Source organism: Bacteroidia bacterium, assembly GCA_039924845.1.
Classification (GTDB): domain Bacteria; phylum Bacteroidota; class Bacteroidia; order DATLTG01; family DATLTG01; genus DATLTG01.
The window spans coordinates 23513-46361 of record JBDTAC010000041.1; the positions used below are offsets into that span (position 1 = coordinate 23513).

The window sequence follows — 22849 nt, forward strand, 5'->3', positions numbered from 1 at the left end:
GTACCTGTTTCGCATTCTATTAACTTCGCAACGTTTACAGATTTATTTTATGAGAAAAATTATTTTTCTTGGACTCTTTTTTCTTGTGATTACTCAAGCGGCTTTTGCCGGGAAATTGCAAAAGGGATTTCAGGCTTTGCATATTTACGATTATTTTAAAGCGAAAAATTATTTTCAGAAAGCCTTAAAACGTGATTCTGCTGGAGCTTCTTATGGTTTGAGTATTATTTATTATCGTACCGATAATCCTTTCAGTAACGTGGATAGCGCGCATAAATACATTTCTATTTCTGCGAAAAAATATGCTATACTTCCTCCAAAAAAGAAAATCAATTTTGCTTTATTGCAGATCAATGATTCCGCCATTTCAGCTTTAACAGACAGTATTAACGCGCGTGCTTTTTTGATTTGTAAAAATAAAAATTCGATGGAGGCATACACGCATTTTTTGACAAATTTTACCAATGCAGCCGAATACGAAAATGCTGTTAAATTGAGGAATCGCTTGGCTTTTAACATTGCTCAAATTTTAGATACCTACCAAGCGTATTCTGATTTTATGAAAAATTATCCTGATGCGGAAGAGTACAAAGACGCCGAATCGAAATACGAAAGTTCACTTTACAAAACGCTTACAAAGCCTTCCGATATTAAAAGTTACGAATCATTCATTTTAAAATATCCGAAAAGTCCGTACCGAGAGGATGCTGAAAATGCTATTTTCGCTTTAGCTGTACCCAATGCTACGATTGAAGAATACCATCAGTTCGTCAAAAAATATCCGAATAATCACAACGTAGAAACCGCTTGGCACAATATTTACACCATTTTTACGAGCGATTTTAATCCGCGTTCTATCGTTGATTTTCGCTTGGATTATCCCGATTATCCTTACAGAGAAAAAATTTATCAAGATTTGGCTTTATCGCTCACGCATTTTTATCCTATCCGCGAAAACGGGAAATGGGGCTACGCCGATAGTTCTGGAAAAACGATGATTCCTTGTATTTATGAATGGAATGCGAATTTTTCGGAAGGATATGCAGAGGTGGGAATGAATGAAAAAGCAGGGTTTATTAGTAAATCGGGAAAACTTGAAATTCCTTTTAAATACGATGATGTAGAAGCTTTTAAAAAAGGATATTCTGTTGTTAAATTAGGCAATAAATACGGAATGATTTATAAAACTAAAAAAGAAATTATTCCGATTGTGTATGATGAAGTATCTGATTTTTCAGAAGGTTTAGCGGTAGTGATGAAAAATGAAAAATACGGTTTCGTGAATGAGAAAGGAAGAGAAATTATTCCGTGCCGGTACCAAAATGCCGGCGATTTTTCGAATCACTTGGCTTTCGTGGAAACACAAAATAAATATGGTTTTATCAATCTGGAAGGAAAACAAATTATTCCTTTTAAATACGATTGGGTAGAAAAATTTTCGCAAGAAATAGCAAAAGTGGAATTGGCTGGAAAATATGGAATAATCAATACAAAAGGCGATACGATAGTTGCTTGTATCTATGATAAAATAGGTGATTTTTCAGAAGGCAAAGCGATGGTGGTGAAGGATGGAAAATATGGATTTATCAATAAAAAAGGAGAAATAATTATTCCGATAGAATACGATTTTACATCGGATGCACTTTTGACGGAAGGCTTTAAAAATGGATTTGCCAAAATTATCAGTAATCAAAAAAAAGGCTTGATTGACAGCACTGGAAAAATAATTTTGTCGCGTGATTTTGAAGATATTTCTTATTGTTCTCAAGGTTTAATAGCCGTTCAGAAGCATGACAAATGGGGTTATTTGAATCAGAAAATGAAATTAAAAATTCCTCTCCAATACGACAATGCGTATGATTTTTCAGACAGTTTAGCGCGCGTATCGAAAAAGAATTTAGTTGGATTTATTGATATGAATGGAAAAATAGTAATTCCTTTTAATTACGATGATGCGGGAGATTTTGTGAAAGGAATCGCACAAGTAAAACAAAACGGAAAAATTGGGTTTATAGACAAGCAAAATAATTTTATTATTCCTTGTGAATTGGACAAAGTCGGCGATAATGTGGACGGGATTTTAGAAGTAGAAAAAATTAAAAAAATGGCGTACTTTAATTTAAAAACAAAACGTTACGTGTGGAAAGAAATTGGTTTTTGAAAAATGAAAAATACAATCGTTTGCTATTGTTTCGTAATTTTAACTTTGCTCATTCAAAAATAAAAGGATGTACTTAGTTCAAAATTTTCATGATTTGTTTTCTTGGTCGGCGCTTGGAAGCCTCTTACTACTGTCAGTTTTAGAGATTGTTTTGGGCATTGACAATATTATTTTCATTTCCATTGTTGCTGGAAAATTACCAAAAAACAAACAAAAAAAAACACGTACTACAGGATTATTACTCGCTCTTTTGATGCGTATTATCATGCTTTTCGCGATTACAACCTTGGCACAAATGAAATCTACTTTATTTAGTATTTCTGATTTTGACGTAACCGCTAGAGATTTGATTTTATTTGGTGGCGGAATTTTTTTATTGATAAAAACGAGTTTAGAAATCCTTGATAAAATTAAAAGTGGAGGAGAGGAAGAGGCTCCAGAACCTTCTGTAACACAAAATGTGTTACGTGCAGCCGTTTTGCAAATTGTGTTGATAGACATTGTGTTTTCCTTCGATTCGATATTAACTGCCGTTGGTTTGGTAACTAATTTACTGATTATGATTTTGGCGGTGATTGTCGGAATGCTTATTATGATTGAATTTTCAGGCACAGTGAGTGATTTTATAAATAAAAATCCGACCATAAAAATGTTAGCCTTGGCTTTTTTATTGATGATTGGCGTGTTGTTGATTTCATCCGCTTTTCACCACGAAATACCAAAAGGATATATTTATTTGGCAATGGGATTTTCGCTTTTTGTAGAAACATTGAACATTCAAGTAAAGAAAAGGAGAAAGCATTGAAAACTGTTTATTCCAAGTTTTCGTATATGCTTGTAAAATCACCTTCAAAAAATTAATTTTTCAACATGAAATTCAATATCAAAAAAACATTTTTTTTCAGCGGTTTAGTGGCTGTCTCCATTATCAGTTGCTATAACAAGCCGGATGCATCAAAAAATAATAATTCAAAAAATAATTTTCCCATGAGCGATTCAGAACATCCGAATAATCCCTATTATTCGCGCACAGATACTACTAAATTGGATTTGCCAGATTCAGTTTGGGCAAAAGTGTTACCAGATAGTATTTACGAAGTGGCTCGTGATAAACAGACAGAGCGTGCTTTTACAGGAAAATATTGGAATTATACTGGCATTGGAACATATTATTGCGCGGCTTGCGGAAATGAACTTTTCCGTTCGGATGCTAAGTTCGCCAGCTCTTGTGGTTGGCCCAGTTTTTTTGAAACGGTTCGTAAAAACAGTGTTATTTACAAATCAGATCATTCCTTCGGAATGGATAGAACAGAAGTTCTGTGTGGCAGATGTGGCGGACATCTCGGACATGAATTTGATGACGGTCCGCCACCTACCGGAAAACGCTTTTGCATGAATTCCATCGTCTTGGATTTTGTACCTGATAAAAAATAATTTTCCGAAGCATCTATTTTGCATTACATTCGTTCTGTCATTTTTAGCCCCCGATAAAAATGTCTTAATTTATAGTTCGAAAAATATTTTTTGATGGAAAATAAAACGACCAATTTGAAGTACTCGAAAAAATATTTTTTTATGTTCTGTTTCTTTTGTTTGTAAGACAAAATAAAGAAGAGTTCCGAAATTCCAATAAAGAAATAAATCATTATTTTATTGAAACCAATCGGTAAGATACCGATTAATAAAAGCATAGCGAGACGCTACGCTTAACGTGGAATAGGTAATTAATGAATTGAATTATGGTGGAATATTTAATGATTTTAATTGGCTACGGAATTGTAATTTTTCTGTGCTATGTTTTTTCAAAAATGCTTTATTATTTAATTACGAAATTCGGTTTCAATGCAAATAATAAAATTGTTTTTAAATATCTCTTTTGGGGAATTACAATTATTATTTTAGTTGGTTACACAATTTTGGGAATTCTAAACTATTAGTGTAATGTTGGTCGCTAATAAAATGTTGGTTGTAGGCATGCGCCTAAACTATAAATTTAAAACGCTGGTCGATTATACACGATGATAAAATGAAAGGCTTTTTAGAAGTGATAAAATAATTGACAATGGAGAATTGAAATTGAAAAGAGCGCGTCATTTTGCATTTAATGCAAAAGCTGCACGAAGGAAATAATTTAGAATTCAAAAAAATAATTTTTCAACGTTAAATAATGTTAAGGCAATGAAGGGATCATTTTATTGATTAGTTTTGTCGCCGATTCTATTTCAAGTGTGATGGATAAATTGAGTTTCGTTTTCAAAAAATATTTTTTCGTTTCTGTGATTATCTGTGCAGCAGCGCTTTTTACCTCCATTCAAACAAACGCGCATAACTCTTTTCGAAAAGAAAGTTTTTCTTGTATTCAATCCAATATCCACGAAAGTATTGGAGATTGCGGTTATGTACACATTTACGCGACCAACGATGCGCAGCAAGAAAATTACAATAATATTTGCAAGGCGTATCATTTAAACACGATTAATCTGCTTCAAAAAAATATTTTTTTGAGCATCAAAATTTCCTCTAATACTTGTTTCGTTTTTGTTGATACGACGCATTTTCCCAAAAACACACAAAAACGAAACGTACTTTTTCGTACCTTTTTAATCTGATTTTTTCTTCCAAATAGTTGCTTCTCGGCACATTCCAAATATCTTACAAGTAAAGATATTTAAGTAAAAATTCCATTTTAAATTTTTTATTTTAATACGTTGTTTTTTTATGATTCGTCAGAAAAAATATTTTCTCATTCCATTTTTGGGTTTGTTGTGCAGTGTTGCATTTTCGCAAACAGATAGCATTATTACGCTCAAACAAGCGCTCCAATTAGCTATAAAAAACTATCCTTTATTACAGGCAAAGGAGTATGAAGTAAAGGCAGCCGATGAAGAGTTAAAAGCGACACGCAGAGGCTATTTGCCGGCTTTGGGCGTTAGCGGACAACTTAGTTATGCGACGGATAATTCCTTGCCAGGAACTTATTTTCCGATGGGCATTGTGCCTTCTACTTCAGCTGGAATTAGTGCGAAAGAAAATACAGAAGCTGCTTTTGGTTCGATTGCTCTGGGTTATTTTGAATGGACACCCATACGTTTTGGAAAATACCGCGCAAAAATAAATGAATCGAAAGCAGAATTAATATATGCAAATGCAGACGATGCGAACGAATTGTTTACCGATCAAGTAAATGTTGCCGGAGCTTATTTCAAATTATTGGCTCTTCAAAAAATCGTAGAAACAGATCAAAAAAATATTTTTCGGGCAGAGGAAATCAAACATATTATTGCTTCGTATGCCACCAATGGATTAAAACCAGGTGTAGATACTTCGTTTGCTAACTCCGAAATATCCAAAGCGAAAATTAATTTTTTAAACGATGAACAAATATCAGAAACGCAAAAAAATACATTGGCAAATTTGATGGGCATCGCCAATGTTAATTTTAAATTAGACAGCGTTTTTACACAGCATATTCCAATTGTTTCTGCGGATACTATTACTACGAATCTGGGAAATAATCCCTTGATTCAATTGTATAATTCAGAAGTAAAAATAAGCGAAGCACAATCGAAATACATTGCCAAAAGCTATTTTCCGAACATTTCTCTTTTAGGAATAACAGATGGGAGGGGTTCTGGAATCGGCTACAACGGCATTTACAACAATGCGTTTAGTGATGGCACAAAATTATCGCGCTACAACTATGCCTTGGGGATTTCGTGCACGTTTAATATTTTAGATTATCCGCGAATAAAATCAGAAACCGAAGCACAAAAATTTCGCACGAAAGCTTTGCAGTCTGAGTTAAGCGCACAAAATGTAGAACTTAAAAATCAACTATTATTATCGTACAATACCATACAATCTGCTCTGGAAGAGGCAAAGGAAGCACCTATTCAGTTTTCTGCAGCATCCGATGCGTACCGTCAAAAATTAGCGATGTACAATTCCGGATTAACTTCTATTGCGGATGTTGCCCAAACCTTGTATAATCTGAATCGGGCAGAATCCGATCAAGCCATTGCCAACGAAAAGGTATGGGATGCCTTGTTGTACATTGCTGCTACCAAAGGTGATTTAACCATTCTATTCAATAACATTAAATAAAAAGAGATGATAAAATTTGCGCTCCGAAAACCCATTGCGGTGATTGTAATTATTGCAGGATTGGTATTCTTTTCTTTTTTAGCAGCTCAAAAAATTGCGATAGATATCTTTCCGGCGATTGATTTACCGACTATTTATGTTTCGCAACCTTACGGGGGAATGTCGCCACAACAAATGGAAGCATTGATTTCCACGCGATACGAAGACCATTTTTTGTATGTATCCGGTATCAAAAGCATTGAAGTAAAAAACATACAAGGTGCTGCTTTGGTAAAATTATCTTTTTACGAAGGTACAGATATGGCGCAGGCTGCTGGAGAAGTGGCGAATCAAGTTACACGCTCCAAAGCATTTATGCCACCCGGAACTGTTCCGCCTATTGTGATGCGCTTCGATGCCAGTTCATTGCCTGTAGGCGAATTGGTGTTTAATGCGCCACATCGCACCTTAAACGAATTGCAAGAATTTGCTGGACGGATTGTGCGCCCGATGTTCTCCGCAATTCCGGGCGTATCGTCGCCTCCACCCATTGGAGGAAGTTCCAGAACGATTGTGGTTACTATAAATCCTGAATTGTTGAGGAGTTATAATTTAACTCCGGATGAAGTTGTGAAAGCCATCGCGATGAGCAATCAAATAGCCGCTGCCGGCGATGTAAATATCGGCAATACAACTTTTATGACTCCTGCCAATACCTTGGTAAAAGAGCCATCCGAATTATTGGATTTACCAATAAAAATGGGAACAGGACCAACAGTTTTTCTAAAAGACATTGCTTCTGTTGAAGATGCGGGAGATGTAACAACTGGTTATGCACTTGTAAACGGAAGAAGAGCAGTTTTTATTCCTGTGCTAAAACGGGCAGAAGCTTCTACTTGGGATGTAGTGCAACGTGTAAAAAAGACGATGCCGCAAATGCAAGCTCAGCTTCCCAGTGATGTAAAAATATCCTACGAATTTGACCAATCTGTTTATGTGATTAATTCGGTAAAAAGTTTGATGACAGAGGGAATCACTGGCGCTATTCTAACGGGATTAATGGTGTTATTGTTTTTAGGAGATGCTCGTAGTGCGCTAATTGTCATTTTGACGATTCCAGTTTCCATTATGGTGGCTATTTTAATGCTGATGTTGTGTCATCAAACCATCAATATTATGACTTTGAGCGGATTGGCATTAGCCATCGGCGTTTTAGTAGATCAGGCAACAGTGGCGATAGAAAACATTCATCAGCATTTGGAGATGGGGAAACCAAAGGCAAAAGCTATTTTGGAAGCCAGCCGCGAAATGTCCTTTCCTCTGTTATTGATTTTATTGTGCGTATTGGCTGTTTTTGCTCCTTCTTTTATTATGACAGGAGTTCCAAAATCGCTGTTTACGCCTTTATCCTTATCTGTTGGATTTGCAATGATTGTGTCGTATTTACTTTCTCAAACATTCGTTCCGATAATGGCGAATTGGATTTTGAAAACTGATAAATTTAAGCACCATGAGCATACTACTTTGGCGATGGATAAGCGCGAAATAAAAGATACTGCTGCGGATGAATACAGAATTGAACACGCATCCGAAAAAAAGCTTTCTCGCTTTGATAAATTCAAGAAAAGAATTATCAACGTTCTTCATCAACTATTGAAAAGTAAAAAGAGAGTGATTACTATTTACATGTTGGGCGTTATCGGGTTAGTGGTCGTTTTAGCTTCGGTAATAGGAAGAGATATTTTACCGAAAGTAAATTCAGGTCAATTTCAACTACGCTTGAGAGAGCCAGACGGCACACGTTTTGAACGCACAGAAGAAAAATATTTGCAAGTCATCGACATCATCAAACAAACCGTAGGCGAAAAAAATGTTTCTATAACGTCCGGTTTTGTGGGTTCACAGCCAGCCACGTATGCCGTAAATAATATTTTTATGTTCAGCAGTGGTCCGCAAGAAGCCATGATGCAAGTGAATTTGAACAGAGATTATTTGAAAGAATATCCGCAGTACAAAGACATGGATGATTTAAAAGAAAAACTTCGGCAAGAAATACACGCAAAAATGCCTGAAATGAAGGTTTCCTTTGAGCCCATCGAATTGGTGGATAAAGTAATGAGCGAAGGCTCGCCAACGCCCGTAGAAATTATTGTATCTGGAAAAAATTTAAACCAAGGCGAAGTATATGCAGATACTGTGATGTCGCATCTTCGAAAAATTAATTTTTTGAGAGATGTTCAAATAGCCGAACCGCTTAAATACCCAACCATTAGTATACATATTGATAGAGTAAGAGCAGCTCAGTTTGGATTAAACATCAGCGATGTAACACGATCCTTGGTAGCAGCTACTTCCTCCAGTCGATATACAGATAAAATCTTTTGGATGGATCAAAAAATAGGGATGGGCTATCAAGTGGAGGTGGAGGTACCTCATCCTGATATGAACAGTATGTCGGATATGGAAAATATTCCTTTGATGGCTGGTAAAATTCGTCCGCTTTTGCGAGATGTAGCAACATTGCAATACGATACGATACCCGGCGAAATTGATCGCATTGACGGCAAAAGAGTGGTTACAATTACTGCCAATATCTATAAAAAAGATTTGGGAAGAACAGTTGCGGCAGTAAATAAAGCTATTGCAGAATCCGGTCAATTGCCACGAGGATTAACCGTAGAACAAAGTGGATTAACGAAATTGTTAAGTGAAATTTTAGGCAGTTTACAATCTGGTTTATTGTTAGCAGTGTTAGTTATTTTCTTGTTGCTTGCTGCCAATTATCAATCGTTTAAACTTTCCTTAATCATTTTGTCGGCTGTTCCTGCTGTAATTGCAGGCTCATTAATTGCATTATTGCTTACAGGTTCCACACTTAATTTGCAATCCTATATGGGAATTATTATGTCGATTGGTGTGTCCGTCGCGAATGCGATTTTATTGGTTACCAATTCGGAAAGTGTGCGATTGGATTGCGGAGATGCGGAAAAAGGAGCTATTGCGGGAGCCAACGCAAGGATTCGTCCGATATTAATGACGACCCTTGCCATGACAGTCGGAATGTTGCCGATGGCAGCTGGGATGGGCGATGCCGGTGAACAAAGTGCGCCGCTTGGAAGAGCCGTTATTGGTGGTTTGATTGCTTCTACATTGGCGGTAATCTTTATTCTACCGATTGTATTTGCTCAAATACAAAACAAAACCACTTTGCAATCTGTTTCCTTGGATCCAGAAGATCCGGAAAGTAATTTCTATAAAGAGCATAAAAAAACGTCATCGAAAAAATAATTTTTTAAATGAATCTTAATCTTCAAAAAATGAAAAACAAAATCATCTTATCGGCACTCTCAATCATTGTGGCAAGCGTTGCCTTTACAGGATGCGATAGCTCCAATGGAAATACGGCTAACTCTGCTGCTACTACCGATAAAAAAGCTTCTCCGCAAATCCTTACTTGTTCTCCCACCTTATCAGATATGGCGAAATCAATTACTTTACCGGGAGAATTAAAGGCATTTAACCAAGTAGATATTTATGCCAAAGAAAGTGGATTCGTTAAACAAGTGCTGGTGGATAGAGGCTCTGTAGTGAAGAAAGGCGATTTGCTGGCGGTATTAGATGCCCCCGAATTAGCAGCACAAATGGCAGAAGCCGAATCGAAATTAAATGCAGAACAAGCTATTTATATCGCCAGTAAATCCAATTACAAACGCTTGTTCGAAACCAGCCAAATAAAAGGAACTGTATCTGTCAATGATTTGGAGCAAATGAAATCGAAAATGATAGCAGATAGCGCGATGGTTGTTTCAGCCAAATCGGCGTATCAATCCTTGTCGGATATTCAAAATTATTTAAACGTAACGGCTCCTTTTGATGGAATTATTACGGAACGAAATATTTCGCCTGGAGCTTTAGTAGGCGTTTCTCGAAAAAACAATACGTTGCCGATGTTTAGCTTAAAGCAAGAAAACAAATTGCGTTTGGTGGTAGCTGTTCCCGAAATTTATGCAAGCAGTATTCCTGATAAACAAAATGTTTTTTTTAGTGTGGATGCCTTTCCGGGGAAGAAATTTATAGCGGTATTGGCTCGGAAAGCAGATGCCATCACACAAGATATCCGTTCAGAAATGATTGAGTTTGATGTGGACAATTCTAATTTCATTTTAGAATCTGGCATGTATGCCGAATTGAATTTGCAAATTCAACGTGCCGATTCCAGTCTTTTTGTTCCTAAGTCTGCTGTGGTTACTTCTACCGAAAGAGTTTTTGTTATTCAAGAAGATGAAAATGGAAAGGCAAAATGGGTAGATGTAAAAAAAGGAAACGAATCTGGCGATAAAGTAGAAATATGGGGAAATGTAAAACCTGCTGATGTATTGGTTTTAAATGCTTCCGATCAATTGCGTGAAGGACAAGAAATAAAATAAATTTCCCTTCGCGCAGATTCTGCATTCATAATTGTTTTTTGCTTTTTCTTTTGCCTTGAAGCAACAGAAACAAAAATTCAAGGCTTGGGTTCCTCCTTTCATTTTGCTAAAATCGTATTCGAAATCCAATGCCGAATCAAGTTCGGAATGACGGGCTTTTTCTTTATTGTTTTTTAATCGGTACATCTGCACATTTTCAAATCTTCAAATCAACTTTCAATTCTGCATTCTTAATTCTGCATTCTGCATTTATTTAATCACTTCAAGGAACCCTTTCTTCACTTCCTTATTTGGTAAAGTTAATAGGTAATAATACGTTCCTGCATTTACTTCATCCGCTTTCCAATTGTTTTGATAATTGAGACTTTGGTAAACGTTATTACCCCAACGGTTATAAATAGTAAGCTCGCTGTTATCGGGTAAGTTCTCTATCACAAAATAATCGTTTTTGCCATCGTTGTTGGGTGTAATTACATTGGGTATTTGCAAGGTAGGCGGCGGACAAACGGTAACAGTTACCGTATCGGTGCTGCTGCAACCAGCGCTATCTTGCACACTTAAGTAATACGTTGTAGTTTGTGCAGGTTTTGCCCAAGGCTGTGCGCTGGTATTATTACTTAAACCTGTTGTGGGGTACCAATTATAGGTAAAACCTTGCAAGACGGCTTTGCCCAATTGTACGCTATCTCCTTTGCAAATACTGCCACCCAAGCCTGCTGCACTATCGGGCAGCTCTATTACCGAAACATCATCGATGTAGTAAATTGCGCCGCCACCATTTAAGGTATCTCTAATATCTTCAAAGTGCAACTGGGCATTGTTATACACAAAGGTGCCGAGTGTGATGTATTTTTCTCCTCCTTTTGCGGTAAAACTGCCCGATACGGGCATCCATTTGAGCGTATCGTTTAAATAATTAGTTACCGGATTATTCACTTGCGGCTGGAAGGAAAATGGGTAATTATTGTCATTGGTAATAGCTGTATCCGAAAAATAAGCTCCCATATCACTGATGGCGTAAGCATCATTGGCTAAATTCACAAAAAAGCGTACGCAGTATCTCTTCCCTTTTTGCAGCGGTTTTACCAAGGGTGTTTCCATGTATTCTCTCGCATTTGGAGGGGCTACCGACCATGCATAGCACCTAATCAATGTATATGCATCTCCTGTTCTTGGATATTGAAAGCCAGCAATACTAAGCGGTACTCCTCCTCCTCCTCCCTGGGGTGCACAAGTATGATAATATTTATCATATTCATCACCGAAAAGAATAGAACAAAACCATGGGCTTTGACAGCTTATTTGCCCAATGTTTGGGCAACAGGTATGGTATTCAAAACTCGGATTGGGTACGAGGTTTTGCACTTGAGCTTTTGTTGTAAAAGCCAAGAGGCAAAGCGAAAAAAGGAATAGAAAGAATGTTTTTTTCATCTGTTAGTTCAAATCAAAGATACAGTTTTTCCTATGGTCTTAAATAAACTTCAACAGAATTTTCTGCGGAGGAGAAGTGAGTACTTTTAAAACGGAATTGCCTTGTTAAACAAGCGTCCTGAGAGGATAATAGCATTTATTAATGAGCTGTGAGTATCTTAGTCGCAGCTGTGAGTGTCTCAGTATGAACTGTGAGTGAGGCAGTATGAACTGTGAGTGTCTCAGTCTAAGCTGTGAGTATGACACTCAGAACTCTGACTAAGGTAGTATGAACTGAGAGTATCTCAGTATGAGCTGTGAGTGAGACACTCAGAACTCCGACTAAGGCAGTATGAGTTGCGACTAAGAAAGTATAAGCTGTGAGTAGGGCACTCGCAGTTCATTATTTGTTGGTATGAGTTGATACATAGCAAGAATGAACTGATACCATTTATTTATTAGTTCTTTTTTAGTAAATTTTAACACATGCTAAACAATAATGAGTTAATACTTGACGTTGTTAAACACGTTTAACCCTAAAAACAAAAGAAGATGTCGAAAAGAACCGTAAGTGTAACCCTCCCGCACAGACAGCCGGAAGAGTTATTGCGTCTTGCTCAACGCATCATGGAAAAGAGCGCAACAAATGAGGAAGTAAGTCCGATTGCCCAATCCGATTTGGCAGAATTGGAATTGCTTGCCACCGAAGCCGAAACCAATCGCACCCGCAGCATACACTTACGCGAAGAAAGCGAAAAGGATATGCAAGCAGCGCGCATCGCTTTGGGTATCGAGAAGGGGCAAACAGCCAGTAATCCGAACACCCTTACGTATTTAGTTTCTAAAATGCGGGATGTTTTGCTCGCTCATTATCGCGGTAAAGAGGAACAGCTGAGTGAGTACGGCTTTAAGGTAGTAACCAATTCCTTTTCGCCAAAAGGCAGAAGCATTAAGATTGTGAAAGAATAAATTCCATTTAATTTTCAGAAAACCACACCAAATATTGGTGTGGTTTTTTGTTAGTATGAAATAGTTTTTTAGTCTATTTTATAAAATATTTCTTTGAGAATATATCTTCTTCAGAAGTTTTAAATAAACAAACTTATTTAACTACACTTAACTTCTTCAGTACTTTTCCATCGCTGTTGCTAATGCTTACCCAATACATTCCGGCAGCAAATGAAGCTGTATTGATAGCAAATTTATCTACTCCCGCAGGAATTTTTGTGGTGTATATAATTTGTCCGAGTATGGAATAGATATTTACTTCTTTCACTTTCGTAGAAGCCAACAAACCATCAATATAAAACATGCCATCGCTTGGATTTGGATACACGAAATAATCCATTTTATTGGCTGTAATGTTATCCACACTTAAATAACCACCTACGGTAAAGCTTTGGATAATAGAAGTCCCGAAATCTGGCTGTAAGGTATTGAACACAGTGGATGGAGTAGTAACTTTTTGGAAACGTATAAAGCCATTTCCATCACTGTTTGCAAAAAAGCTAATACCATCTTCTCCGGCATCGTCCAATTCAAATTGATAACAACCGTCGCCTAAATTAAGAGTATCTCTATAAAGTGTATTGTTTGCAAAACCACTTTTGGAATGAACAACAGTTCCATTTCCATCACGAATAACATAGGAATCTTCTGCTGCTGCGCTATTCGTTTCAAAAACAACAATAAATATATTAGGATATTGTGGAGGATTGATAAATGGAGCTTGCATCATATCGTTCGCTGCATATTGATCTGCTTGTCCGTTTGGATTGCTAACGCTTGCTTGAAAAATATGTTTAGGTGCGCTGCTGCTCCAATTCATAGAAGGAAGTGCAACTGTTAAGGTATCTGTAAAATTTAAAGTTCCAGTCCAATGATACGTTTGTGTTGATCCGCCGATAACACCGTAGTTAATATCTACGCTGGTAAGCGGAGTGGATCCAGCATTTCGCAACACTACTTCCGGAATACCGCAAATAGGGTTAAAGCGACTGTATGCCGGAAAGGTAGTAGGTGCTTTGATGTCATAAACTTCTGCATCCACTGTAAAATTAGCAGGACCGTAAAAGATAACAGAAGAACCAATGTTGTAACCGCAATTTCCGTTACCTGCATCACGTGTATAAGGATCCATATCCATACCCAAAGTATAAGTTGTTTTAGGTGCTACAAAAGAACTTAAATCAAACGAAAAAGGATATACATCTGCTCCAGGACACCAATTGGCACGATCGTAAATCCATGTTCCAGCTTGGTGCAAAAGTGGATTTAATCCGCAAGTGTTTCGCCAAATAGTTTTGGTAAAATCAGTGGTTCCGTTTATCTTAAAATAACTGTTTTGAGAACAAAATTCAGAGCAAGGGTCTACATTATCCGAGCCATGACCTGTTTGAAGAACGCGTATGCCTACAGCAGATTCGGCGCTGTCAATTTTTACTGTTTGAGGCAGTAAATACGTGCCGATGGGATGAACAGGATCTCCGTAAGGAAACCATCCACTCCATAAATTTTGTGTTTTGTAAGCTTTGTGTGGAGGAATACCTTTGATCATTTCGAAATTACAAGTAACGGCAAAACCATCTGAATAACCTTGATAATACACACGTATTTGGGTTGAATCATGTAAAAGCGAAACGAAATCAGAAACGTCTATTTGGTACAAATGCGACCAAGAGGTATTGTAATATCCGCCATAAGGCGTAATGGTACGTGCAATTTCATATTCCTGAATGGAATCGTATTTTGCATAATAATGATAATAGGTTTGGTACATTATACTGTCGTTCACAAAAATAGAATCTGTTTTTGCGCCCGTGTTGTTATAGTAATAATTGTAGTATCCGGAATTCCACCAATGAACTGTATCTGTTGGAGTAGTGGGTTGTGAAGAATTCAAATATTGAACTATAGTATAAGCACCATTTTTAGTAGAATCCGTTGTGTGCGTAATCGTGTCGTAAAAAGTAGTGTAAGTAGTGTCCTTTTTAATTTTAACGGAATCTTTTATAGATCCATTTACTGTAAAAGAAGGCGCTGTTTTATAGGTAGAATCTACAATGCCTGTATTATGGCGCACCATTATTTTTACGGTATAATCCCACTGGCTGCAACCGCTGGAAGGACATCCAATCGTTAAATTCAATAACACTTTACGGAAGGATACGGTATCACTCGGGAAAACGCCCCAGCCATCAAATGAACCGTAATAGTTCATGTGCACTTTGTTATGACTGATTACATTAAGCGTATCGTTAGGTCCGGCATAAGCGGAAAATCCAAGTACTATAAAACATGCAAACGCCATCAGCGTTTTAATGCATTTGTTTTTTGGCGTAGTTCTTTTTATCATAGTATTTGGGTTCTAAATTAATTATCTACAACAAATGTAAACAACAAATCCACTTTTTATTGTAAAAAGGAACAGTTGGTGGGATTGTAAGAATAAGTGGTTATTTTTTTACCACTAAGCAATCGCTTACTATATCGTGAAGGGCTTGTTTTTTTTCTGTAAATCCTGCCATCATGTATCCGATAAATAAGATTAAGCCAGAAATGTATTTGGCAAAAAATCTTCCAGATGCTTTTCCGAAAGAAATTCTTTCTCCGTTTAAACCTGTTACTTTCAAGCCCAGTGCCATTTTTCCCACGGTTGCTTGTTTGGATGAAGATTCCATCAACGCATAATACAGCCAATACAAAACGCATAAAATAATTGCTGAATAGATAGCAGCAACGGTAATTAACGCAAGTAATTTACTGAAAGAAAGCATGGATTCAGGACTTGCGGAAGGATGTTCCAAACCCGCAGCAATAGTGCTAATTCCAAATAATGCAAGTAGAGGTGCTAAAATAATCCATTTGGCAGCGCCCAAAATAAGCGCATCTAAAATAAATGCTACGAAGCGAAGCCAAAATCCTGCATAAGCAGGTGGAGTAGGAGGTGTAGTTTGTTCTGTCATGAGGCGTTTTTTATTTGTGAAAGTAAATGTAGAACAATAATCTGAAGCAGCAAGTTAATAGGATGCAAAAGGTGAATCCCAAAAATATTTTTTTGAATCGGATTTAATCGCTTGAAAAATTATTTTCTCCAACGAAAACTGTCAATCATTTTTTGAATGTCTTGTTTTATAAAACCAACTACTGGCGCAATCGAATCGCTGTTCGGCACAGCTTCAAAATAAAGTGATCCACGAATAAAATTAGACACACTATCCGTTAAATAAAATTGCATCGGCGAAGCCGCATTACCTTCAATATCATACACCAAACCGTACACTTTGTTGGAATCATTTACAATCACTTGTTCGGTAATCGCAGAAGCTTTTATTTCGTGTTTAATTGCCAAGGTGCGCGATTGTTCCAAATAGTCTTTCAAATTTCCGTCTACGTGTTTGTACGTTAAATGGATGGATCCGTGAAATTGAGGGAATTCCACATTTAACCAACACGGTTGCGCGTCTGGTCTGGTATCGGGAACTACTTTTGCATACGTCGGATAATCAAATGAAAACGGACAAACGGCATTGTAGATAACATAATTTTTTTGTGGAAGTGCAATTCGAAAATAACCTTTTGGTTTTGGTAATGGCAAGGAATCATCACTGTTTCCACAGGAAGCTAGGATTATTAAAAATGCACTCGCGAAAAAATATTTTTTTGCGTTCGAAAAATTATTTTTTTGAAACGCTTTTTTTTCAGTCGGATATAACATCGTTTAAAGTTATTTTTACGCGTTTTATTTTTCGATTATCGGACGATTCGATGTTGAAAAGAATATTATCAAAAAATATTTTTTCATTTTTTCTCGGAATTCTTCCTTCCAATTCGATGAGAAATCCTGCCAATGTTTCGGATTCTCCTTTATTATCTTGAAAAATATCCGTGCTTAAATTCGTAATTCGACAAAAATCATTCAGTAAAATTTTTCCTTCGAACACAAAATTTTTCGCATCCAATTTAGAATAAACAGTATCGTCGTCGTCAAATTCATCGTTTATTTCGCCTACAATTTCTTCAATTACATCTTCCAAGGTTACAATGCCGGAAACGCCGCCGTACTCATCCACTACAACGGCGAGGTGTGTTTTTTTATATTGGAATTCGCGCAATAAATCGTCTATTTTTTTATTTTCTGGAACAAAAAAAGCAGGTCGAATCAATTGTTGCCAGTTGAAATTATTTTTTTCATTTAAAAACGGAAGTAAATCTTTGATGTGTAAAATTCCGGAAATAGTATCTAAATTTTCTTTGTAAACAGGCACGCGCGAAAATCCGGCATTGGTAATTTTTTCGAGCAATTCTGCGTAAGCCATTTTTTGTTCAAACGCAATCACATCCATACGCGGCTTCATAATTTGTTTTACATCGGTATTTCCGAAACGCACAATTCCTTTCAAGATTTTATGATCTTCTGCGGGCATGCTTTTTTCGGAAGTTAATTCAAGCGCGTGCGACAATTCGTCCATCGAAATATTTCTGCTTTTACGTTTTATTTTTTTATCAATCAAAGAAGTAGAAGCAATTAAAAATGAAGCTAAAGGTTGCGTTGTTTTTCGTAAAAACACAATTGGATAAATGAGTCGTCGCGATGTTTTTAGTGCATTTTGAGTGGCATAAATTTTCGGAATCATTTCGCCAACAAGTAAAATTAATAAAGTGATGGCGGCAATTTCTACGATAAATTCAAGTATCGGATTTTGAAATTTCGGAAATATATTTTCTGTGAGATACGTGGAAAGAATGACGATAGCAATGTTGGTGAAATTGATAGAAATAAGTAGCGTGGCAAGTAAATAGCGAGGTTTTGAAATAAGTTCTACGATGCGTGTATCTTTTTTTTCATTAGAAGATGTTAAGGATTCAATGTCTGCTGGAGAAAGTGCAAAAAACGCGCCCTCTGCTGCAGAAACGGTGGCAGTTAACAACAATAAAACCACAATTCCGATAATCGCGCTAAGCGCAGCCAATGTCAATGGACTGAGGGAAATATTGAAAATTAAAAAAGAATATATTGGTATAAATAAATGCTGCAATGTTTTTTTTTTGCCAAAGATAAAAATAAAAACGCCCTTTCTAATTCCTTTATTTACAAGGTAACCAGAAAGGGCGTTTGAAAAATTAATTTTTCGACATCGTTTTAGAACGGTAAATCATCCGTCGATTCGTTGGCAGGTGAGGGCGCATGATTGTCTTCATGCTGCGATTCTGCGTGTACCGAATTTCCGTCACGATCCTCTTTTTTACCCAAAATATTTAAACTTTCTCCAACAATTTCGGTCGTGTATTTTTTCACGCCTTCTTTGTCTTCCCACGAACGCGAGCGTATTTTACCTTCGATGTACACTTGCATTCCTTTCTTTAAATATTTCTCGGCAATTTCCGCCAAACCGCGCCATAAAACAATATTATGCCATTCGGTTTGATCTACTTTTTTACCTGTTTTGTCTTTGTAGCTTTCGCTGGTTGCTAAGGAAAATTTAGCAACAGCAGTTCCTCCTTCGAGGTAACGCACTTCGGGATCTTTGCCCAAATTACCTACTAAAATCACTTTGTTTACTCCGGCCATGTTTACACGTTTTAAGTTAATAATTATGAAACAAAAGTACTAAAAAAGTAAAAATGTTTCGTTTTCTATCATACTATCAACGGGAGTTATTGGCAGAAAATTGTTTTTGAAGAAAAAAAAATGTTTCTTTGCCTCTCAAACTATTCGAAAAAATATTTTTTTGAAACGATTTTTTTCCATATCGCTGCTCGCACTTTTTTTATTTAACCTCTTCGGGGTGTATCTTACGTTGGATTTTATGCAATTCGACAACAAAGAAAAAATGGAGCGCGAAGTGGAAAATAAATTTTCTGATAAGCAATTAAACGTTGTGAAAATTTCTGAAAAAGAAATCGAAAACAATACTTCTGATTTTCAATTAACAGATAAAAATGAAATTCGTTACCACGGAAATATGTACGATGTGGTGCGCCAAAAAAAATCGGATGGCTTTGTGTATTTTTATTGTATTCAGGATAATCGTGAAGATACGTTGAATAAAGCATTGAATGTTCAGGTAAGTATGAACGTTTTACCTGATTCAAAAAACACGAATGATAATTCTAAGAAATTGGTAAAAGCATTTAGTAAAGATTATTTTCCGTCAATAAATACAATTCTTATTCATCAATCTTCAAAAAATATTTTTTTCCCACTTCTTTTTTCGCATTATAGCAATGCAAGTAAGGATGTTCTCTCTCCACCGCCTAAAATAGCATAAAAAAATAGTTTAGTAGTTTAGTGATAAACTGTTCAGCCTATTGTTTAGTTTAGGCTGAACAGTTTTATCTTTTTTTTATTTTACGCAAAAGCAGAAAGCGTTTTTGGTAGAGTGCGTATTTTAATTATAAATCATATAAAAATAGACATGAAAAAAACAATCTTTATGGCACTTGCTGCCTTTATATTATCCACCCAAATTACCTATGCGCAATACAGCGTTAAAGGTGTGGTAAACGGATCAGACAATGAACCAATACCTGGAGCGGTAGTTTCTATTCCTCATACATCCACGGCTGTTAGTACGGATAGTAAAGGAATGTTTACGCTTTCAGCTCCAACTGATTTTGACAGTATTATGGTTTCTTTAATTGGCTACCAGTCGCAGGAATTGCTTGCAAAGGATAAATCACAACAGCTATCCGTTTTACTTAAAGTTTCTAATACCGCACTCAGTGAAGTTCAAATATTAGCCTTAAAAAAAGGAGGTTCGGTTACCACATTAAGCCACGATGAATTAAATAGAAGTTCGGGTTTAAAATTAGAAGATGCGCTGAATACGGTGCCTGGAGTAATGATGAGCTCTCGCTCTCCTTGGGGCGGACAGCACATTATTATTCGTGGTTATTATCCCAGTGCTGACAATGGTAGAACTAATGGAGAGAATTTTAATGGATTGGGTTATCAATTATATATCGACAATATTCCTGTAACAGATGCAACAGGAACTACGGTAATGGATGATATTGACATGTCTAATCTTGGTAAGGTAGAAGTAGTAAAAGGTCCTTCTCCTTTGTATGGTAGTTACATTGCAGGTGCAGTAAGCTTGTATACACCCACTCCAACCCCCGATCAAACAAGCGTTCAGGAGCAAGCAATCGCAGGCAGCTATGGTTTATTTCGTACAAATACGAGCCTAATGACTTCCGATGGTTCTTCTTCTATATGGGTAAATTATGGACAACAAACGTACGATGGATTTCGTCCGAACGACCATTCTAAAAAAAATTATGCAAGTTTCGCGGGAGATTTTAAAACAAGTAGTAAAAACACTATTTCCACTTATTTTTCTTACAGCCATTCTTACGAACAATTAACTGGAGAAATTGACAGTGCAACGTTTTATAATAGACAAGCTGTAAGTGATACCAATTATATGTTTAATCAATCACATGTTGATATAGAGAGTTATCGTACAGGAATAACAGATAAATATAAATTGTCAAAAAAATTTAGTACAGAAACCACCTTATTTGCTACAGGAAATGAACTGAACCAATATTTTGCTCATGGTTTTAGCTTGAATAACAATTTGAATTTCGGCGGACGAACAGCTTTGGTTTACGATACCAAAAGTGATAAAATAAGCGTAAATGGCATTACGGGTGTTTCTTTCCAAAAATCAAATCAAACAGATCAAGGAAATTTTATTCTCCCTTTTGTTCCTTCGCCATTCACTTCAACTTCAGGACCTGATTTTCCATCCGATGTAAAAAACTATGCGTTGAGTTATAATTTATTTACTAATTGGATAGTTGGTTTACCTTCTAATTTTACGTTGGCAATTGGTGGGTCTCTTAATTTTAATGAATTCGGCACACAAAATTTACTTAATAGTGGCAAGATATATTTAGATGATCCAATCTTTATTAAGTCATTTAGTCCTGTGTTCCTGCCAAGTATATCTCTAACAAAAGCTTTGACCTCAAACATTGCTGTTTACGCCAATGTGAGTGAAGGATATGCTCCAGCCTTACTAAGCCAAATGACCAATTCAGTTGGAAAAGTGGACTCCGCGCTGAAGCCAGAAAATGCGATACAATACGAAATTGGCACTAAAGGTTCTTTGGGATCAACTCAAAAATTTACGTACCAATTAGCTTTGTACGATATGGATATAACGAACAGGCTTGTTCAAGAAACAGCTAATTCGATATCCTTTTATACCAATGCTGGCGAAGAACGTAACTTGGGAGCAGAATTGTATATGGCATATAATCTTTTAAATAATAAAAATAACGCCATTACATTGCTCCGTCCTTGGGTGTCTTACACGTATTCTAATTATACGTATGTTAATTTTAAAACATTTGGAGCAAAAGGAAATACAGACACTGTGACGAATGATTATTCCAATAAAAAAGTTGCAGAAGTAGCTCCTAATGTGTTCAATTTCGGTATTGATTTGCAGACAAAAATTGGATTTTATGCAAATACTACTTATCAATATGTAGATAAAGTTCCTATTACATTTGACAATGGTCATTATATGAATGCATATTCATTGCTGGGAGCAAAAATTGGCTACAAACATACATTTAACCATTTTGTAGTGGATGTTTATGCAGGTGCTAATAATTTGTTAGGCAGTACTTATTACAGTCTTATTTTTGTTGGACAAAATATCCAAGAGTTGGCGCAAGGGAATGACCCTAATATTAAAAATGGAGGTGGTGATGGTTACATTTTACCGGCTCCTTATGCAGCTACTTTTTACGGAGGATTAACTATCAGTTATAAATTTTAATCATCAAAAAATTATTTTTTCGGGAGGAGATTTATTCTTCTCCCGAAAAAAATTTTATTATACATAAAAAAATGTTTTTAAAAAATAAACTACTCTTAGGAATTTTTTCACTTCCTTTATTTTTCGCTTCTTGTGGACAATTTTCAAATAAACCATCCGCCAATCAAGACAAAGATAGCACACGAATTGTTTGTGTTTCTAAACAACTTACCGAATTATTATTTGATCTCGGACAAGGCAATAAAATTGTTGGTGTTGATTTATCAAGTACATTTCCGGAAGCTGCAAAAAAAATTCCTACTGTTGGTTATCACATGATGCTAAGCGCAGAAGGTATTGCTGCTTTGCGACCAACCATCGTTATTTTTAATAAAGGTACTGATGCTGAAGTAGGACCAATTACGTTGCTTCCTCAGCTTCAAAAAATTGGCATTCATATCAAACAATATCCTGCCGCAGGTTCTATTGATAGCTTAAAAATGTTAATCCATCTTTTAGGTAAAGATTTTAACGCGACAGCTAAAGCAGATTCGATTTGCAATAAATTAGATGCAGACATGAAAATAGTTGCCGAAAAACAAAAACAATATGAAGGAAAACCCAAACCAAGAGTATTGATTATTCATTACGGACGAAAAAGCAATCGTTATTTTGTGATGGGAAACAACGGAACTCCAACTGATTTGATTGAAATGGCAGGTGGCGTAAATGCTGCTGATACTACCAAATGGAGAAATTTGAGTGCCGAAACAATTGTGAAAGATCAACCAGATGTTATTTTAGCTACTGATTATGGTTTTGATAAAGCTGGAGGCGTTGGTAAATTTTTGGACGTAATGCCAGGGTTGTCGCTCACTCCCGCGGGAGAAAATAAAAAAGTATATCGCATCTCAGAACACGATTTGTTATATCTCGGTCCGCGAACGGGAGAAAATATTTTAAAATTAATGGACATTATTCATCGCTAA

General features: G+C 36.4%; 18 protein-coding genes. 12 read left to right on the plus strand and 6 right to left on the minus strand.

Going from position 1 to position 22849, the window contains the following annotated elements; translation table 11 throughout:
• Window positions 1-49: 49 nt before the first annotated feature.
• The 8 genes from ABIZ51_04340 (at window position 50) to ABIZ51_04375 (ending at window position 10671) form a co-directional block, all read left to right on the plus strand.
• A complete protein-coding gene (locus ABIZ51_04340) occupies window positions 50-2161 on the plus strand; it encodes a WG repeat-containing protein (GenBank protein ID MEO7088004.1) in 2112 nt (703 codons plus the stop codon).
• Window positions 2162-2228: 67 nt separating this feature from the next.
• Window positions 2229-2966, plus strand: coding sequence for a TerC family protein (locus tag ABIZ51_04345; GenBank protein MEO7088005.1), 738 nt, complete (start codon window positions 2229-2231; stop codon window positions 2964-2966).
• 65 nt (window positions 2967-3031) lie between these two features.
• Complete coding sequence (gene msrB, locus ABIZ51_04350; GenBank protein ID MEO7088006.1) at window positions 3032-3595, plus strand: peptide-methionine (R)-S-oxide reductase MsrB; 564 nt, start codon at window positions 3032-3034, stop codon at window positions 3593-3595.
• A gap of 305 nt (window positions 3596-3900) precedes the next feature.
• A complete protein-coding gene (locus ABIZ51_04355; protein MEO7088007.1) occupies window positions 3901-4098 on the plus strand; it encodes a hypothetical protein in 198 nt (65 codons plus the stop codon).
• 258 nt (window positions 4099-4356) lie between these two features.
• Window positions 4357-4770 (plus strand): hypothetical protein, encoded by a 414-nt coding sequence (locus ABIZ51_04360; protein MEO7088008.1) that lies wholly within the window; start codon window positions 4357-4359, stop codon window positions 4768-4770.
• Window positions 4771-4879: 109 nt separating this feature from the next.
• The gene (locus ABIZ51_04365; protein MEO7088009.1) at window positions 4880-6265 is read left to right on the plus strand and encodes a TolC family protein; all 1386 of its coding nucleotides are present in this window, start codon (window positions 4880-4882) and stop codon (window positions 6263-6265) included.
• Between the two features lie 6 nt (window positions 6266-6271).
• Window positions 6272-9532, plus strand: a complete 3261-nt coding sequence (locus tag ABIZ51_04370; GenBank protein MEO7088010.1) for an efflux RND transporter permease subunit — start codon at window positions 6272-6274, stop codon at window positions 9530-9532.
• Between the two features lie 29 nt (window positions 9533-9561).
• Window positions 9562-10671, plus strand: coding sequence for an efflux RND transporter periplasmic adaptor subunit (locus ABIZ51_04375; protein ID MEO7088011.1), 1110 nt, complete (start codon window positions 9562-9564; stop codon window positions 10669-10671).
• 249 nt (window positions 10672-10920) lie between these two features.
• On the opposite strand, the gene ABIZ51_04380 is transcribed toward ABIZ51_04375, so the two are convergent.
• Window positions 10921-12102, minus strand: a complete 1182-nt coding sequence (locus ABIZ51_04380; GenBank protein ID MEO7088012.1) for a gliding motility-associated C-terminal domain-containing protein — start codon at window positions 12100-12102, stop codon at window positions 10921-10923.
• A 531-nt stretch (window positions 12103-12633) separates the two neighbouring features.
• Here ABIZ51_04380 and ABIZ51_04385 point away from each other — a divergent pair.
• Window positions 12634-13050, plus strand: a complete 417-nt coding sequence (locus ABIZ51_04385) for a hypothetical protein (protein MEO7088013.1) — start codon at window positions 12634-12636, stop codon at window positions 13048-13050.
• A gap of 133 nt (window positions 13051-13183) precedes the next feature.
• Here ABIZ51_04385 and ABIZ51_04390 read toward each other — a convergent pair whose 3' ends face one another.
• From ABIZ51_04390 to ABIZ51_04410, 5 genes are all read right to left on the minus strand, one after another.
• On the minus strand, window positions 13184-15436 hold the full coding sequence (locus tag ABIZ51_04390) for a peptide-N-glycosidase F-related protein (protein ID MEO7088014.1): 2253 nt from the start codon (window positions 15434-15436) through the stop codon (window positions 13184-13186).
• A gap of 100 nt (window positions 15437-15536) precedes the next feature.
• Entirely contained in the window at window positions 15537-16046 is a 510-nt protein-coding gene (locus ABIZ51_04395; GenBank protein MEO7088015.1) for an RDD family protein, read from the minus strand.
• Window positions 16047-16165: 119 nt separating this feature from the next.
• Window positions 16166-16798 carry a gliding motility lipoprotein GldD gene (gldD, locus tag ABIZ51_04400; protein MEO7088016.1) on the minus strand — a complete coding sequence of 211 codons (633 nt, stop codon included), beginning with the start codon at window positions 16796-16798 and terminating at the stop codon, window positions 16166-16168.
• On the minus strand, window positions 16782-18053 hold the full coding sequence (gldE, locus tag ABIZ51_04405) for a gliding motility-associated protein GldE (GenBank protein ID MEO7088017.1): 1272 nt from the start codon (window positions 18051-18053) through the stop codon (window positions 16782-16784). Before gldE ends, gldD begins: the two co-directional genes overlap by 17 nt.
• A gap of 170 nt (window positions 18054-18223) precedes the next feature.
• Entirely contained in the window at window positions 18224-18652 is a 429-nt protein-coding gene (locus ABIZ51_04410; GenBank protein MEO7088018.1) for a single-stranded DNA-binding protein, read from the minus strand.
• A gap of 238 nt (window positions 18653-18890) precedes the next feature.
• Here ABIZ51_04410 and ABIZ51_04415 point away from each other — a divergent pair, with 238 nt between their 5' ends.
• The 3 genes from ABIZ51_04415 to ABIZ51_04425 all read left to right on the plus strand — a co-directional run bounded on the left by ABIZ51_04415 (window position 18891) and on the right by ABIZ51_04425 (window position 22849).
• Complete coding sequence (locus ABIZ51_04415; protein MEO7088019.1) at window positions 18891-19352, plus strand: hypothetical protein; 462 nt, start codon at window positions 18891-18893, stop codon at window positions 19350-19352.
• Window positions 19353-19499: 147 nt separating this feature from the next.
• Window positions 19500-21881 (plus strand): TonB-dependent receptor, encoded by a 2382-nt coding sequence (locus ABIZ51_04420; protein ID MEO7088020.1) that lies wholly within the window; start codon window positions 19500-19502, stop codon window positions 21879-21881.
• A gap of 71 nt (window positions 21882-21952) precedes the next feature.
• Complete coding sequence (locus ABIZ51_04425) at window positions 21953-22849, plus strand: ABC transporter substrate-binding protein (GenBank protein ID MEO7088021.1); 897 nt, start codon at window positions 21953-21955, stop codon at window positions 22847-22849.

Coding starts and splice junctions, on each gene's coding strand:
- ABIZ51_04340 (MEO7088004.1), top strand. CDS start 50: ATGAGAAAAATTATTTTTCTTGGACTCTTTTTTCTTGTGATTACTCAA.
- ABIZ51_04345 (MEO7088005.1), top strand. CDS start 2,229: ATGTACTTAGTTCAAAATTTTCATGATTTGTTTTCTTGGTCGGCGCTT.
- msrB (MEO7088006.1), top strand. CDS start 3,032: ATGAAATTCAATATCAAAAAAACATTTTTTTTCAGCGGTTTAGTGGCT.
- ABIZ51_04355 (MEO7088007.1), top strand. CDS start 3,901: ATGGTGGAATATTTAATGATTTTAATTGGCTACGGAATTGTAATTTTT.
- ABIZ51_04365 (MEO7088009.1), top strand. CDS start 4,880: ATGATTCGTCAGAAAAAATATTTTCTCATTCCATTTTTGGGTTTGTTG.
- ABIZ51_04370 (MEO7088010.1), top strand. CDS start 6,272: ATGATAAAATTTGCGCTCCGAAAACCCATTGCGGTGATTGTAATTATT.
- ABIZ51_04375 (MEO7088011.1), top strand. CDS start 9,562: ATGAAAAACAAAATCATCTTATCGGCACTCTCAATCATTGTGGCAAGC.
- ABIZ51_04380 (MEO7088012.1), bottom strand. CDS start 12,102: ATGAAAAAAACATTCTTTCTATTCCTTTTTTCGCTTTGCCTCTTGGCT.
- ABIZ51_04385 (MEO7088013.1), top strand. CDS start 12,634: ATGTCGAAAAGAACCGTAAGTGTAACCCTCCCGCACAGACAGCCGGAA.
- ABIZ51_04390 (MEO7088014.1), bottom strand. CDS start 15,436: ATGATAAAAAGAACTACGCCAAAAAACAAATGCATTAAAACGCTGATG.
- ABIZ51_04395 (MEO7088015.1), bottom strand. CDS start 16,046: ATGACAGAACAAACTACACCTCCTACTCCACCTGCTTATGCAGGATTT.
- gldD (MEO7088016.1), bottom strand. CDS start 16,798: ATGTTATATCCGACTGAAAAAAAAGCGTTTCAAAAAAATAATTTTTCG.
- ABIZ51_04410 (MEO7088018.1), bottom strand. CDS start 18,652: ATGGCCGGAGTAAACAAAGTGATTTTAGTAGGTAATTTGGGCAAAGAT.
- ABIZ51_04415 (MEO7088019.1), top strand. CDS start 18,891: ATGCAATTCGACAACAAAGAAAAAATGGAGCGCGAAGTGGAAAATAAA.
- ABIZ51_04420 (MEO7088020.1), top strand. CDS start 19,500: ATGAAAAAAACAATCTTTATGGCACTTGCTGCCTTTATATTATCCACC.
- ABIZ51_04425 (MEO7088021.1), top strand. CDS start 21,953: ATGTTTTTAAAAAATAAACTACTCTTAGGAATTTTTTCACTTCCTTTA.